This is a genomic window from Ruegeria sp. CDSB022 (genome assembly GCF_059611145.1).
This window is the reverse complement of the sequence record NZ_JBXWOZ010000015.1, coordinates 1-15,480: the sequence shown is the minus strand read 5'-3', so window position 1 is coordinate 15,480 and position 15,480 is coordinate 1. Positions and strand designations below refer to the sequence as shown.

The 15,480-nt window shown below is 53.5% G+C and carries 15 protein-coding genes; 14 read left to right on the top strand and 1 reads right to left on the bottom strand.

The genetic code is table 11. The features are described 5' to 3' along the window. Positions 1-79: 79 nt before the first annotated feature. The 5 genes from AC2FIZ_RS17200 to AC2FIZ_RS17180 all read left to right on the top strand — a co-directional run bounded on the left by AC2FIZ_RS17200 (position 80) and on the right by AC2FIZ_RS17180 (position 5,879). Entirely contained in the window at positions 80-358 is a 279-nt protein-coding gene (locus tag AC2FIZ_RS17200) for a hypothetical protein (RefSeq protein WP_496679028.1), read from the top strand. Position 359: 1 nt separating this feature from the next. After that, entirely contained in the window at positions 360-1,997 is a 1,638-nt protein-coding gene (locus tag AC2FIZ_RS17195; protein ID WP_281973730.1) for a sulfatase-like hydrolase/transferase, read from the top strand. A gap of 102 nt (positions 1,998-2,099) precedes the next feature. Then, a complete protein-coding gene (locus AC2FIZ_RS17190) occupies positions 2,100-3,767 on the top strand; it encodes a sulfatase-like hydrolase/transferase (protein WP_496679031.1) in 1,668 nt (555 codons plus the stop codon). A gap of 44 nt (positions 3,768-3,811) precedes the next feature. Continuing rightward, positions 3,812-5,056, top strand: a complete 1,245-nt coding sequence (locus AC2FIZ_RS17185; RefSeq protein ID WP_282022306.1) for a DUF3179 domain-containing (seleno)protein — start codon at positions 3,812-3,814, stop codon at positions 5,054-5,056. Between the two features lie 70 nt (positions 5,057-5,126). Then, on the top strand, positions 5,127-5,879 hold the full coding sequence (locus AC2FIZ_RS17180; protein WP_496791403.1) for an outer membrane protein: 753 nt from the start codon (positions 5,127-5,129) through the stop codon (positions 5,877-5,879). Positions 5,880-6,476: 597 nt separating this feature from the next. Here the strand turns inward: AC2FIZ_RS17180 and AC2FIZ_RS17175 are convergent. Beyond that, positions 6,477-7,397, bottom strand: a complete 921-nt coding sequence (locus AC2FIZ_RS17175) for a LysR family transcriptional regulator (protein WP_496791402.1) — start codon at positions 7,395-7,397, stop codon at positions 6,477-6,479. 100 nt (positions 7,398-7,497) lie between these two features. On the opposite strand from AC2FIZ_RS17175, the gene AC2FIZ_RS17170 reads away from it, so the two are divergent. The 9 genes from AC2FIZ_RS17170 (at position 7,498) to AC2FIZ_RS17130 (ending at position 15,392) form a co-directional block, all read left to right on the top strand. After that, positions 7,498-8,457 (top strand): tripartite tricarboxylate transporter substrate binding protein, encoded by a 960-nt coding sequence (locus AC2FIZ_RS17170; RefSeq protein ID WP_281995967.1) that lies wholly within the window; start codon positions 7,498-7,500, stop codon positions 8,455-8,457. Positions 8,458-8,527: 70 nt separating this feature from the next. Then, positions 8,528-8,995 (top strand): tripartite tricarboxylate transporter TctB family protein, encoded by a 468-nt coding sequence (locus tag AC2FIZ_RS17165; RefSeq protein WP_281995966.1) that lies wholly within the window; start codon positions 8,528-8,530, stop codon positions 8,993-8,995. A gap of 6 nt (positions 8,996-9,001) precedes the next feature. Further along, on the top strand, positions 9,002-10,516 hold the full coding sequence (locus AC2FIZ_RS17160) for a tripartite tricarboxylate transporter permease (protein WP_281995965.1): 1,515 nt from the start codon (positions 9,002-9,004) through the stop codon (positions 10,514-10,516). Further along, entirely contained in the window at positions 10,509-11,615 is a 1,107-nt protein-coding gene (locus AC2FIZ_RS17155; RefSeq protein ID WP_281995964.1) for a lyase family protein, read from the top strand. Before AC2FIZ_RS17160 ends, AC2FIZ_RS17155 begins: the two co-directional genes overlap by 8 nt. A 116-nt stretch (positions 11,616-11,731) precedes the next feature. Then, positions 11,732-12,322, top strand: a complete 591-nt coding sequence (locus tag AC2FIZ_RS17150) for a TetR/AcrR family transcriptional regulator (RefSeq protein WP_281995963.1) — start codon at positions 11,732-11,734, stop codon at positions 12,320-12,322. Further along, positions 12,319-12,582: a hypothetical protein gene (locus AC2FIZ_RS17145; RefSeq protein ID WP_281995962.1), complete on the top strand. Its 264-nt coding sequence runs from the start codon at positions 12,319-12,321 to the stop codon at positions 12,580-12,582. The genes AC2FIZ_RS17150 and AC2FIZ_RS17145 overlap by 4 nt, the downstream gene beginning before the upstream one ends. 9 nt (positions 12,583-12,591) lie before the next feature. Continuing rightward, the gene (locus AC2FIZ_RS17140; protein ID WP_281995961.1) at positions 12,592-13,755 is read left to right on the top strand and encodes an aromatic ring-hydroxylating oxygenase subunit alpha; all 1,164 of its coding nucleotides are present in this window, start codon (positions 12,592-12,594) and stop codon (positions 13,753-13,755) included. An 84-nt stretch (positions 13,756-13,839) separates the two neighbouring features. After that, on the top strand, positions 13,840-14,211 hold the full coding sequence (locus tag AC2FIZ_RS17135; protein ID WP_281995960.1) for a hypothetical protein: 372 nt from the start codon (positions 13,840-13,842) through the stop codon (positions 14,209-14,211). Between the two features lie 101 nt (positions 14,212-14,312). Continuing rightward, positions 14,313-15,392 carry a ferredoxin--NADP reductase gene (locus tag AC2FIZ_RS17130; RefSeq protein WP_282022314.1) on the top strand — a complete coding sequence of 360 codons (1,080 nt, stop codon included), beginning with the start codon at positions 14,313-14,315 and terminating at the stop codon, positions 15,390-15,392. Positions 15,393-15,480 lie beyond the last annotated feature (88 nt).

The following is a 15,480-nucleotide window of genomic DNA, read 5'->3' as shown; positions in this document are numbered from 1 at the left end:
GTAGCATGCGGCTTTGTACGTTCAATACATTTTCTGTTGGGTGCATGCTTGGCAAACGAATGCCTGAAGGGCGCTGCCAATGACGGATGATGAGTTCTTTGAATCCCAATTTCCCGAAGCGGGTCGCCTGCTGCGGGACCTGCGGGCAAAAGACCAAGAGTTTGATCGAATTTGCCGCGACTACAAAGAGGTCTTCGCCGAACTGGCGGTGCCGCCAAGGTCGCAGTCTGTTCTTCAGATGCGCTATCTCGCCGATCTGGCAGAAAGCCTTTCGGACCTGCGCAGCAGTATTGACGGACGGCTGGAGGCGCATGGCCTTGATTCGGAATCGGTACGGAACAAAGATTTGGAGGTTTGACATGAGACTTAGATACATTTTGCCTGCGTTGTTGATTGGTGCCGGCTCCGCGCTTGCTCAGGAAACCCCGATTGTTCATGACGGCGAGTTCGAATTCCTTCGCGCGCAGTTTGGTGAGGCATGGGATGCGCAAGACGTTGAAGTCGACGCAAAGCTGACCGAAATTCGTGCGGCCAATGGCGGCAAACCTCCTAATTTCCTCTACATCTTGATCGATGATGTAAGCTTTGGTCAGATGGGTGACCGCAAGATGAATTACGTCATGGGGATCGAGACACCCAGCATCAATCAGTTGGCTACCGAAGGCATGTCGCTGATGCGCATGTATACCGAACCCTCTTGTACTCCCACACGTACCGCCATGCTGACAGGGCGCCACCCGATACGCGCCGGTGTCGAAGAGGTCAAAGTGGCTTTGGTCGGAGAAGGTCTTCCGACCAGCGAAGTGACACTGCCGGAGATACTGAAACAAGTCGGCTACAATACGGCGCATATCGGCAAATGGCACCAAGGTGACATTGAGCAATCGTACCCACACAATCAAGGATTCGATTGGGCCGCATTTCCACTACACCAGCAAGTGCAGCTGAGCCTCATGATCCCCGAGGCAATGAGGTCCAACGCCATGCTCGGTTACGTGCCCGAGGGGCAGAACAATCAGTTCCTGCTGGATGAGCGCTTCAAGCCATATGGTCTTGTCACCGGTGTCGAGGCCGAAGCCGGTGGGCCCGCCCTGGAAGTAGACATGTCAGCCGGTGAGGTTTGGACGCAGGCTAAATATGAAGAGATGAACGAACGATATCAACGGCAGGCGCTGGAGCAACTCGAACGTGTAGCCTCCGAGGATGCGCCGTTCTTCTTGCAATACTGGCCTCTGTACCCGTTGAACTTCGTCTACCCGGATCAGGCAATTTCACGAAATGGCGGGTTTCATGCCGACAAGCTGCAACTGCTTGATGGATGGATTGGAGATCTCTTGGCCAAGCTTGAAGAAACCGGCACGGCGGACAACACAATTGTTGTTCTGATGGCAGATAATGGTCTGATGTATCATTATGAAGGCTCATCCGGCCTGAACCAACTAATCTATCGCGGAGGCAAAACTCAGCATCTTGAAGGCGGAGTAAGAACCGACGCGTTCATTCGCTGGCCCGGTGTGATCGAACCCAACAGTGCAGCTGGCGACATCGTTCATGTTTCAGATATCTTCACCACAATGGCGCGAATTGCCGGAGCCACCGCCTTTATCCCAAGGGACCGAGTGATAGACGGCATTGACCAGACGGCGTTACTGTTGAACGGCGAGGGGAACGGTCGGCGCGACTATGTCTATGTCTACGAAGGTCCTGTCTTGCGCTCGGTCGTTAAACAAGAATTTAAGATGCACCTTCCTGCCCCTGGTCAACCCGGCGCGGCTGCTCCAACCTATAACATCTATCGGGACCCTCGTGAGGAACACCCGTTGGTTGGCTACTCGCTTTGGGCCGGTGCATCTTTTCAGGATATGATAAAGCGCCACCAGAAAATGATCGCCAAATATCCACATTCAGAGATCGGCAAAGGTACCCCTTATGAGGGCATCGAAAACCTGCGTCCGGAAACTGAACTGACCCGTGATGTATTCATGAGCTGGCAGTGACGTCGCAAATTTAAGTAAATATTTGAATATAACGATGTTACAAATGGTTAACGCATCTAAGATCAAACACCGAAGCTCGGCTTCAAACCTGGGGGAGACGGAATGAAACTACAATGGCTTCTGGTTTTTTGTGCAGGCGTTACGGCACCACCCTTGCAGGCGCAGGAAGACCCAATCCAACACGATGCTGAGTTTTATGTTTTGCAGGCACAACACGCGGATAAATGGGTGCAAGATGACATCGCTGTTGATGAGGCTCTGGCGGCTTTTCGAGATAGGAACAAGGGGCAACCCCCAAACATAGTCAGTGTCTTGATCGATGATCTTGGCTTCGGAGATATGGGAATACCCGAGTTGAATGCCGTCCGGGGCTATGAGACGCCCAACATCAATGATTTCTCTGATGAAGCGATGCGTATGGTTCGGATGTATACCGAACCGTCCTGCACCCCGACCCGCGTTGCCCAAATGACCGGGCGGCTACCCGTCCGTATGGGAATGGGCAACACGCAGGTTGATATCGCCGGGGAAGGCCTTCCAGGGGAAGAGGTTACACTGGCGGAAGTACTAAAACAGGCTGGATACTCTACCAGCCACGTTGGCAAATGGCACATGGGGGATATTTCAGAAAGCTGGGCGATGAATCAGGGGTTCGATTATGCCCAGCATGCAATCCACCAACAGGGGCAACTAACGATCTTCCATGACGACGCGATCAAGGAACAGGTTTCGGTGGCTATTCGGGACTACGATGATAAGTACACCATCGACCAGTGGTTCCGTCCTGATGCCTCGGCCATGATGACCGTTATTGAAGGCGAAGCTGGCGGCCCGATCCGCGAAATCCGAATGGAACCTGGCGAGCGCTGGAACGCCGCAAAGTATGACGAGATGAACCAAGCCTTCCAGGACAAGACCATGGACGAATTGGAGCGTTTGGCTGGCGATGAAGAACCATTCTTCCTGCAATACTGGCCCATGATCCCGCTGGACAACACACGAACCGGCAGAACGGGTCCTAAAAGCGCTAACGGCGGACTTTATGTCGACAAGATGCAGTTGCTGGATCAATGGCTTGGTGATCTGTTCACCAGAATTGACGAGCTCGGCTTAGCAGAGAATACAATCGTTATAGTAATGGGCGACAACGGTCATTTCACCAAGTACTCACCGCAATCAGGGTTCACTCCGATGATCTTTCGTGGCGGTAAAGCCGATACCACCGAGGGCGGTGTACGGGTTGATGCATTTATCCGGTGGCCCGGCATGATCACAGCAGATGGCCTTCTCAACAGCATCATCCACATCTCCGATCTCTATACAACGATGGCTCGCTTCGCCGGTGCCGATCAGTTTGTCCCACGCGATCGCTTGATTGACGGCGTGGATCAATCTGCTGCATTGCTTTTCGACGACGAAGCAAAATCGCGCCGCGACCACGTGATCATCTATTCAGACAAAAAACCCGAAGCCGTCGTCAAAGATCAACTCAAACTCATCTTGCCGCCACCTGGCAAAAACCCCATCGCCGCCGAATTCTTTGACCTATATCGCGACACTCGCGAAGAATTTTCAGTCTCAACCGAGGTTGGCGCCTGGGGTGGACAGGAGTTTGTGCGAATTCTGGGCCGACACATGGCCCGTAAAGAGAAATATCCAGATAGTCCGCCGGCCTATGGCGTGCCCTATGAAGGGATTGAAAACACGCGCCCAGAATCGCGACAAGCGGTTGAGGCGTTCCTGATCAAACGCCAAGCCCCGCAGCAATAACACCGATAACGGCAGCGACGCACCAAAGCCTTTAGGATCATCACATGATTGGACTACTTTTCTTTGCACTGGGTTTGATCACATCCCTTGGGATCGGCTTTGTCTATTTCAGAGACCTTGGCGACGTCTCTCAAATGCTGCTGAAGGTAAAGCGCGAGAATATGGTGCGCTTTATCCGCAATGAATATCGCCTGATCGGTATCGGACTTGGCGGATTTGCAGCGGCAACACTTGCGCATTTCCTTTTGGGCGCTGGCCCTTTCTGGCTTTGGCTCATAGCGGCTGTGCTTACTCTTCTTCTTTATGGGTTTCCCTACGTTTGGGTGCATTTGGGTCTAAGGAACCAGCTCAATGACGCACAGTACTTTCCAATTGAAGAAGCCCGCAAATATGTCGGACCAACTGCGCCCGTCGTAGTCATCGAAAACAACGGCCAAGCCCGCGCGCACCCGGATGCGCAGATTATGCGCCCTCATCTGGCCGGGAATGTAGATGGCTTGGGTGGCGAAGACGTGGTCATGACCTATTGCGCTATGGCCAATCTGGGTCAGGGTTACATTCCGCGAATAGAAGGACGACGGTTGAATCTCGAGGTTTTGGCCCAGCATGGCAATAACCTAATCCTGCGCGATAACGACATGGGCGAGCCGATCCAGCACATCTATGGTTTCCGCGAGGCGGACCGCGACCCTAACTCCGACGGTCCTGCCTGCCCCCTTCGACCCGAAGCGCAAATGGAGCCCTGGCCAACCTTTCGAATGACGTTCCGCGGGTTTCAGAAGGCCTATCCTGACGGTGAGGTATTTCTGAACAAGCCATCCCCGAACCCATTTTTGCGCCTGCTGGATATGATGACCGAGATCACGTTTGGCTGGGGCATCGGACGCCAGCATCAGGAAGATGCGCCCGTGATGGACAACATGGATCGTTCGGACGATCGGTTACCAAATAAAACCTACGTTTGGGGAATTACGATCGGTAAGGATGCGGTTTGCTGGACTGATGATTTCATCGTCGAGAACGAGTGGATCGTGAATTCCAATGTCGGCGGACGAGATGTCGTGGTCAGCTTGGATCCAAAGTATGAAAGCCTAGGCGTTTGGTACAACGACTTTGGTCAACCTGTGAGCCATTGCGATTTTTGGGGCCATTCAGATCAGGGTCAGCTAAAACGTGTCGAAACCCTGCGCGCAGGCGCATTCTGGCATGTCTGGTCCGAGTTCTTCCCGAACACAGATATTAATCGTGTCGGCAGCGGTTCCATGGCAACCGAAGGAGCTGTAGAATGAGGCCCATGGCTAAACAACCACAAACCAAAGACCATTTATTCAAACTTGATTGTTTGACGGGAGGGACAGAATGACTTCGTCAATTTGGGTGAAAAGCTGCGCTTGCGGAGTAGCTTTTTTTGCATCTGTGGCCACAGTGGCTTCGGCTCAACAATCCGATTGGTCATATGAGGCCACAATCTACCTGTTCATGCCGGAAACAGAGACTACATTGGACACACCTTTGGGCACTCTGGACGGTACTCTCAGCTTTTCGGATGCGTTGGAAAACCTCGATTTTGCCTTTATGAGTGCGTTCTCGGCCACCAACGGACGTTGGCTGATACTTGCAGATTACAACTACACAGACTTATCTTTCAGTAACAGCGCTCCTGGACCTGTCGGCTCGGGTCTGGAGACATCATTTACCACACAATACCTAAGTGGCTATGTTGGCTACAGAGTGTATGAAGCGCCAACTATCACCGTTGACGTCGCCGGGGGTTTCCGGTGGTTCAGCACTGAAACGGAATTTACCCTTCTACCCGGCGCGGCACCGGGGCGCACAACAACGGCAGATGATAGCTGGACCGACCCTGTCATCGGCGCCAGAGCACGGGTACAGTTCTCGGATAAGTGGTCGGGCTCCGGTTTTGTCGACTACGGAGGCTTCCGCAGTGAAAGTGAAACCTGGCAGATTCTGCTGACGGCAGATTACGCAATCAACGACAGGTGGCTGATCCGCGGTGGCTATCGCTATATCTCATTCGATCATGAAATCAACGGCAACGATTTTACATTTGATCAGTCGGGGCCTGTGCTAGGCGCGACTTATCGGTTCTAAAATTCTTTGTTGGCGAACCCGAGACAAGGTTGTGATGTTACGTACGTCGTTTGATTGGCGCGATTCAATTGTAAAAAGTTTTAGAGAATCAAATTCGCATGTGCCCTCAGATTTGTTTTCGTGCCTGGCCCCAGATCTTGACCCCCGGCATCGATAGCTGGCTGGAGTTTGTTGTAGCCATAGAAATCTAGCAATGAATGAGACAAGTCTGAGGTAGCGATTCCACTGTCGAACGCGGAGTGAGAATTCACCTAGACTAGCTTTCGCAATCGCAGCGAATGTCTGAAATGCGGGCTGCTAACGCAGTATTTCAAAGGGCTGATGGATGTCGGCTATGGGCCGTTCAAATTGATGGCGAGTGGTTCTTGAACCGAAATGCTGCGCTGCACCCAAGGTCTTGAAAGAGCCCACACCTACCAATGCTGCGCGCGCCACAAATGGGGGATAAGTTCACTAAGCTCCCATTGTCAATCAAACGAACAAACCTTGGTCGCCCTTCTCGACACTGCGATGTGGATCATTTCTGCAACTGCGTCAGCGTAGAGCCTGACGCATTCAATGGCGATTGAACCCCGAGCATCTGATCATCGAATGGTCCTAATCCATGGCCACTTCCAACGTTGGGCTTTGACCCGCCAGTTCCCTAACCACATCGCGCAAAACTGTTTGAAAGCGGCAAAGAGCTTCGGTTCTGTCCTGCGAGACGGGGTACAACAGCCCGAATGTCATCCATTTTTCGGGAACAACCGGCACCAGGATCAAGTTTTCGAGACCAATCTGAGCTGAGACCAATTCATCTGCGATAGTTATACCTGCCCCTTCTGCAACAAGTGAACACGCCAGTTGGGAAGACGCAACTTCGCAAGACTGGCCAGGAGAAACGCCAGCAGAATGAAAGATGTCATCCAGTTGATCTCGCAGTAGCAACCCCTGCATCAAACGGATGATAGGTTCATTCACAAGCTCAGTCGCTGAGAGTTTCTGTCGTTTGGCAAGTTTGTGATCTGCAGGCAGGATCGCCTGTGCCCGAACTCTCAATAACGGTTGTGTGCGAATTCCCGGATGTTCAACGGGCAATGCTCCAATACCGATGTCGTATTCGCGCCCTGCTAACCACTTTCCGGCTTCGCGCCGTGCTCGGACATCCAGGCTGATGTTGATGTCAGGGTGTTCTTTGAAAAACCTTGCCACTGCGCGGGCCGATAGGGTTTGCGCAATTCGGGGCATAGTGACAATGCGCAGTGATTCCGTTCGCCCAGCACGAATTTCCGCCGCGATCCTGGGCACTTCATCCAGATTTTCCAGAATTCGACCTGCCTCGCGGTAGAATGCGAACCCTTCTGGAGTAGGTGTAAGGTTGCGGCCGCTTCGATCAAATAATGTAAGCCTTAGTTCTGCTTCCAATCCCGATATCAATCGGCTGACAGCGGGTTGGCTCAGGTGCAATATTTCCGAGGCGGCAATCAGAGAGCCTTCGGACAACGTGATACTGAATGCGCGCAAAGCTTTGATGTTCATTCACCCAGTCTTTCGTTTTTTGCAAGAGTAGATGTTTTCTTTGCATTTTTATCAATACCCAAACTTAGATAGTTTAGGGTCGAGCTTATGGGAGGACCCGATGAAACGCAGAACACTACTTAACGCGGCCATTGCCGCCGTTGCCGTAGCGACAACAGCCACAGCCAGCTTTGCTGCCGACTGGCCCAAGCGCCCCATCAACCTCATCGTGCCGTACAAGGCCGGTGGTGGTACAGATGCTTATGCACGTGCCATCTCGGCAGCAGCCGAGGGCATATTGGACGTACCAGTTGTAGTCGTGAACAAGCCCGGTTCGGGCGGTCTGAACGGCGCCAACTCGGTCGTCGGTGCGCGTCCGGATGGATACACGATGATGATGACGTCGGGTGGGTCGTTCCTTTTGTCGACCATGACGCGGGACACCGACATTGACGCATTGGAAAGTTTCAATTTTGTCGCTCAGGTCGGTCAGTTGCAGACATCGCTGATGGTGCCAAAGGACAGCCCATTCCAAAGCGTGCAAGACGTGATCGACGCGGCAAAGGCTGATCCAGGATCGCTTCGTTGGGCGCATTCGGGACGCGGCGGGTTTCACCATGTTGGCGGCCTGGGCTTTCTGGCCAACAACGGCATCGAGGCACAGGATGTACCATTCAAAGGTGGTGGTCCGACCCGTGCAGCACTAATTGGCGAACAAGCTGATTTCGGTTTCCTTGGCGTGCAGCAATTGGCCGGTTTTGAGGATCAGCTGCGCGCGCTGGCGGTCAACAGTCAGGACCGCGACGGGATTATGTCGGATGTGCCATCATTTGGTGAACTAGGGATACCCTTCGCTGCCGTATCGTCCCCGGTGATTGTATTCGCACCAAAAGACACGCCGCCCGAGGTGGTTGCGGCCATGGAAGACGCACTGGAACAGATCGCAGCGAAACCTGAGCTTGCCGAACTTCTGGCCTCACGCGGAACCGGCCCGGTCTATCAAAACGGCGCAGATGCCAAGGCAACACTTTCGGCGATGAAAGAAGACGCCGCGCCTTTGGTGGATAGCCTGACGAACTGAGACTGACAGGATCAGGTGGCGATATCGCCACCCGATCTCTCTCAACGACCAATGTGTGACGGAGGGAATTATGCGTGCTTATGCCGAAGGGCTTGTTCTGGCAGCTATTTCATGTGTTGCCATCTGGAGTGCCTGGCAAGTGCCAGCGGCCTCGCCCGGTGATACATGGGCTGGCATTGTGCCTTTTGCTGCAGCTGTTGCGCTGCTTGCTCTGTCCGGATTCCTGATCATCGGGGCCACACGTCAGAACGCAGGTGAAGCACAAGGCGAACCCGACAATGGGGCCACGCTTGAGATCATCGGCCTTTTCATCATTGCGCTGATCTATCAGCAATCTTTCCGATGGTTCGGATACCTTGTTCCGACTGCGATTGTTGCTCCGCTGGTTCTCTACATTTTTGGCGTCCGTAGTCGGACCGGATTGGCGCTATCAGTCATTCTGTGCCCGCTGGTCTTTCACATCATTTTCTTTGTGCTGCTCGGCGTATTCCCACCCTATGGCGAGGTCTTTGATCTGCTGAACTGGATTCAGGGGTAACAAAATATGGATATCTTTCCCGCTCTTCTTTCGGTGATTACAGATCCGATGCTGCTTTTCGCCATCGTATTGGCGGCGTTTGTTGGCATGATCGTGGGTGCGACCCCCGGACTGACCGCATCAGCGGCCATCGCAATGCTGTTGCCGATCACTTTCTATATGTCGCCCCTTTTCGCCTTGGCGTTTCTTTACGTGATTGGCAAATCCGGACGCTATGGTGGATCAATCGCGGCCATTCTGTTCAATACGCCGGGCACAGCTGCCAGTGCTGCCACCCAGATCGACGGCTATCCGCTGGCGCGCGCGGGAAAGGCAGGAAAGGCGATGAAGGTTGCCACCATCTCGTCAGTCATTGGCGATCTGATGGGGGATATCATGTTGGTCATCGGTGTAGGGTTCATCGCGTCCATCGCATTGAAACTGGGACCGCCGGAAACCTTTGCAATCTATTTTGCCGCTTTTGTTGTGATTGGATCGGTAATCGGCAAATCCGTAGTCAAAGGACTGGCGTCGGCCCTGATGGGAATTCTGGTCGCCATGGTTGGGCTTGATCCGATTTCGAGCGAGGAACGCTACACCTTTGGCTCCTTCGACTTGTCCAATGGCATTGGACTGGTTCCCCTGATGATCGGTGTCTTTGTTCTAGGCGAAGTAATTGCCCAATTGGAAGAGCGTCGGAAAACCCATGGTGAGACTAAAGAGAACGACAGCACGCAAGACGGCAATGATCTGACCTGGGAGGAATACAAACCCTGCCTGCCGCACGCCTTGCGTGGTGGCTTTATCGGGGCAGGTATCGGCGTCCTGCCGGGGCTGGGCTCAGCGATTGCCGCTTTCATATCCTACGGTGAAGGGAAGCGCCGGGCGAAGAACCCCAAGCAATGGGGCAAGGGCGCATTGGAAGGTGTCGCAGCACCCGAAGCAGCAAACAATGCGGTTTCCGGCCCATCTATGGCTCCCCTGTTGACGTTGGGCATTCCGGGATCGACCATTGGCGCCATCCTTCTGGGTGTCTTCCTGATCCATGGCATTCAGGTTGGACCAACACTTTTCCTGACCGACAAGGAATTGGTCTATAAACTGTTCGCTTGCGGAATGCTGGGTATCATTGCGTATGGCGTGATCGGTTATTTTGGAGCCACGCAAGTGGCGCGCTTGATCCTGAAAATTCCGACTAATGTCCTCTATCCGATGATCTTCATGACCGCCTTTGTCGCCGCCTATTCTGCACGTGGGTCAATGTTCGATGTGACAGTGATGACCGTGGCAGGGTTTGTAGGTTGGCTGATGCGAAAGCACGACTTTAATATCGCCGCATTTGTCATCTCATTTGTGTTGGCAAAGGGCGCCGAAGAGACCTTTCGCCAATCGCTGCTGATGTCGGATGGGGGCGCTCTGATTTTTGTCGAACGCCCAATCGCGCTGGCTTTCATAATCATCGGTGCTGGCGCGATAGCGTTCCGTGTCCGGGGTGTCCTAAAAGACCGAAAGCTTGCCGCGGGAGGGTTGGGTGATGCTTGAGTTCGGTCTTTATCGCGACTGTTTCTCGACCCGCGACATGCGCGTCATTTGGTCAGAACACAGCACGATCTCAGCGTGGTTGAAGGTTGAGCAAACCCTGGCTCGATGTCAAGCCGAGGCGGGGCTTATTCCTAATGATGCAGCCCGTGCGATTGAGGCTTTGTCGCCTCAGATGCTCGACAAGGACCAAATGCAGGCGGACATGTTGATTGTGGGTCGACCTATTGTTGGGCTGATTCAGCAGATGCGCGAAGCGCTTAGCGATCATGCGAAATACTTTCATTTCCGTGCAACGACGCAAGACATCATGGACACGGCTCTTGCAATGCAAATGAAGATCGGACTCGCAGAGATCGGTCTGGACTTGCAGCGGCTCCTTACATTGCTGGATCAGCAGATCGTTCATCATGGGGGCACGATGATGATGGGGCGCACCAACGGCCAGCACGCCGTTCCGATGTGCTTCGCCACCAAACTGCAGGTCTGGAAATCTGAGCTGGTGCGTCGACAGAACGCAATCGATGACGCCGCGCAGCGAGGGTTGAACGTTCAAATCGGAGGACCAGTTGGGGATCTGAGAGCCTATGACAATGATGATGGGTCACAGATCAAACGTGCTGTTGCACATGCGTTGGGACTGGGCGTCATCGACCCGCACTGGCAAAATGCGAGGGATGGAATAGCGGACATCGTGACAGCGCTTGGTGCACTGTGTGCAACCATTTGCAAAATCTCACATAACGTGAATTTGTTGTCCTCAACCGACATTGCCGAAATCGCGGAAACTCATGAAACAGGTCGGGGTGCCTCATCTGCAATGGCGCATAAGCAGAACCAACGGGCGTCAGAATTTGGCGAGGCTGTCGGAAGACTGGGACGTCAACGCGCCGAGCAGATTGGCGAATTGACTTTGCACCAGCATGAGCGTTCCGGGGGTGTGTGGATTGGCGAGTGGATTGTGGTACCAGAGGTTTTTCTTTTGACATCCGGGGCCGTCCATTGGGCCGGAAAACTTTTCGCCATACTTGAAGTCGACACCGATTCTATGCGGCGAAAGCTACCTGAAGAGGCAGCAAACACTGATACCTTAGTGCATTGAAGTAACCTCTCGGGGTTGTGGGCGCACCGGCTCTTGCAGAGATTTTATTAATTGTCATTATTGACAATATACTTTGAATAGTTATTTGTCAGATGTGACAATAAACGAGAGAAGCGATGCCCCGTCCCAGCCTCAAAGACCAGCGATCAGAACAGATTCTTGATGCATATCTCACGTGTGTGTCCCGTTTCGGATTGGAGGGGGCCACCCAAGAGCGCGTCGCGACTGAGGCTGGTGTCAAACGACCCATCCTGCGTCATTATTTGGGCAACAAGGAAGAGATGACCGGAGCCCTTATAAGCCATGTCGTAGATAGGTTTGCACAGGCGACAACAGCCCTTCAGGACGCGTTGGAACCAACGGGCACAACAGCTGATCTGATCGATCTACTGTTTGATAAATCTGTCCCTAATGATCCGCGTGTAATGCTGGCCTACCAGTCGCTTGTCACATCCGTCGCCAATCACCCGTTAATGCGGCAGCCCCTTGTCGACAGCTTGGAACAGTTCTTTGAAGTGATTGAAGTCGTGTTGAAACGCGCCTTTCCGAACGCCCCTCCTGCCCAGATCCGTGCCGTTTCGCAGGGGATTTCCGCAACATATGTGAACCTGGATTCGCTGACCCCGCTAAATCCGCCCGAGGTCTGGCGCGAAGAGCTGAAACAGGCTGCAACGATCCTTGCCGCCAGTTTGGAGCCGAACGTATGAGCACCCGACGCCTTGTCAATCATATGGCATTACCAGTTCTTTTGGTTGCGGCTGTGCTGGGGCTCTACTGGGTTTGGGGCCTGCTGTTTCTGTGGTGGTTGGTGCCATCGATTATGACGGGTCAGACCGCACTTGTCTTTGATATCTCGCGCGAACACGATCCGATCCTTTTCTGGGCAGTTGCGATCCTTTGGGCTGTGTTCGGCCTGATGATGATCGCGGCCAGTCTGTTTCCAACCTACGCCATGTGGCTTGTTTAAGAGGTTGCCATGACCCAAATGTACCACCGCCTTTCCGTTGACGCCTATACGACGCAAGACTGGTTTGATCGCGAACAGCGGCTGATTTTCTCACGCACATGGCGCTATGCAGGTTTGGCCGAGGACGTGCCAGAGCCCGGTCATTTTGTTTCGGTGCAGGCCGGGCTGAACAACATCTTTATCGTGATGGGGCGCGATCACCGTCTGCGGGCGTTTCATAACATCTGCCGACACCGTGGCACCCAGTTGATCCGGGCCGTCGGGAAAACGCAAAAGGCGCTGACGTGTCCCTATCATGACTGGACCTACGATCTCGAGGGCAACCTGATTTCTGTTCCGGATGAGGCAAAGGAATATCCCAATGGTGTCGACAAATCCTGCCTCGGCCTCAAACCCGCCAGTGTGGATATCTGGCGCGGCATGCTCTTTGTGCATCCTGATCCAAATCCGCCAAGTCTTGCTGAATGGTTTGGTACGGTTGATCCGCTGTTGGGGCCACACAAGCCGGAAGACCTGGTGGAATATCCCGATGCGCGGCAAAGCTATGAGATCAAGGCCAACTGGAAGATCGTGGTCGAAAACTATATCGACGTCTATCACCTGAGCCATCTTCATTCGAACACGCTGCACATGTATGATCATGCGCGGGCGGAATACGGCTGGAAAGGTCCGCACTATCACTTCTGGGAACCGCCAGCGCCTGATTATGCCAAGGATTTGGAGAAAAACCTACCTACACCACGGGCAATACCAGAACCCCATATTGGGGCCTGGGTGCCAATGCTGTTTCCCGGTATCGGGCTTGGCGCGGGTGAGGATAGCTGGAACATCTTCATTATCACGCCCTTGGGTCCTGATCTGACGCGCGTGGAGAACCGCACCAAACTGGCGAATGCCTCAGGGTGGGAATTTCAGAAACAGGAATGGAGCAGTTGGAGTTTCTGGAAGGATTTCGGCGGTCCAAAATATCCGGACAGCGACGCAATCGGCGAAGATGATCCTATGGCGTCAGGTGATTTTACAGCCGAGGATATTTACGCCTGTGAGCAACAGCAAAAGTCTTTGACCAGCCCGTATTTTGAAGTCGGTCCAGCCGCCAACGGAGAAAGCCCGGTAGTCAGACATCAACAAGCAATCCTGGACTTCCTTGAGGCACAAGAGGTCGAAACTTAGCCAGATGCCTTGGGTCAATATCGGATCACTCCTTCAATTGCCCGGTCGTACACCTCCATCCACTCCGCCGAATTCGGAAAGTAAATGAAACGCATTGTTGCAACCTTGATCGGTACAATTCTGGCAACCGGACTGGTCTTGGCCAGCCCGTCAGACGAACCCGAGGACCTGACGGCGCGCTATCTCAATGCAACAGATGAGACAGCAATCGCCGCGACGTGGAAAGACTGGCACCCGAAGGCAGTACATACTGTCACAATCAAATTCGGGCTGGGTCAGCCAGATGAGACGTTTTCCTATCCGGTGGCCGATTGGGAAACACTTCCTGATTGGCATCAGGATTCCACATTGGCCGACGCGATGCAGGGATACAGGGAAACAAGGCGCGGTGCGCCCACGTTTTTCCTCGGAATCCACCGAGGGCGGCACGCGTGTCATCGCCAAGACCAGTATTGATTACATCTGGGACGACACAACTGGAACGATGAACCAGACGGATAGGTTTTTCATCGTCTCCCAAGCTGGTCGGCTGGCAATCCGAGCTCTCGACACCACGTTTGATTATCGTTGAGGAAACCATGAACCCAGATTTCTTTTCCCTGAAAATTTCTGAAATCCGGCCTGAGATCAACGGCAAAGCCACAAGCGTGACCTTTGATCTACCGACCAGTCTGGCAGAAACCTTTTGCTGGCAAGCCGGTCAGCATGTCACTCTTCGATTCCACCTCAACGAGAAAGAGCAACGCCGCAGCTACACCATTTCCAACCCGCCGGGTGCCCTTTTGCGCATCACGGTAAAACGGGTGGCCGGTGGGCTGGTGTCCAATCATATCGGAGACCATCTAAAGCCCGGCGATACGGTCGATGTCATGCCGCCATTCGGTCAATTTTCCCTGACGCCGGACCCGTTGAAGCGCCGCACCCACTATTTCTTTGGCGCAGGCAGTGGCATCACGCCGCTTTTTGCAATGATCAACTCTGTCCTCGAAAAAGAACCTCATTCAGTGGCTCATCTGATTTATGGCAACGCCGATGGCGAAAGCATCATCTTTGGCGAAGAATTAGACATATTGAAAACTGATCATGTCGTCCGGTTCACATTGCGCCATGTCCTGTCTGCACCCTCGCTGTGGAGTTGGTCCAGCTCGTGGCGAAAAGGTCGCGTGGATGCAGATGCCATAAAAGCCGCCGTGAAGGAAACCCCACCTGTGGCGCAAGATGTCCACTACTGGATTTGCGGACCCGGAGCTATGAATGCGGACGTGAGCAACGCGCTGATGGCACTGGACGTACCTGCGAGCCGAATTCATATGGAAAGCTTCGGCGGGGCTACAGTCACAGCCTCCAGTGTGACGGGTATCGCCGCCAATGCACAAGTTGAACTGGGCGGGGCGACACACGAGGTTCCTGTTGCCGTAGATCAAACGCTACTGAATGCAATATTGTCGGCGGGCTTAACACCACCTTTCAGTTGCCAGTCCGGAGTATGCGGCGCCTGCAAAGCGCGTCTAACAAAAGGTCAGGTCCATATGCATGCTCGAATGGCCCTTGAAGACAGCGATGTCACCCGAGGAGATATATTAACCTGCCAGAGTATCGCTACCTCAGATAAACTGAGCATTAGCTTCGACAATTAGAGGCGCGGTTCTAGGGTCAGGACTCATAGCCAATAGATGACGAGAGCTGCGATGGCGATTGCTGAGAGGAAGACCTTCGGGCACCTGT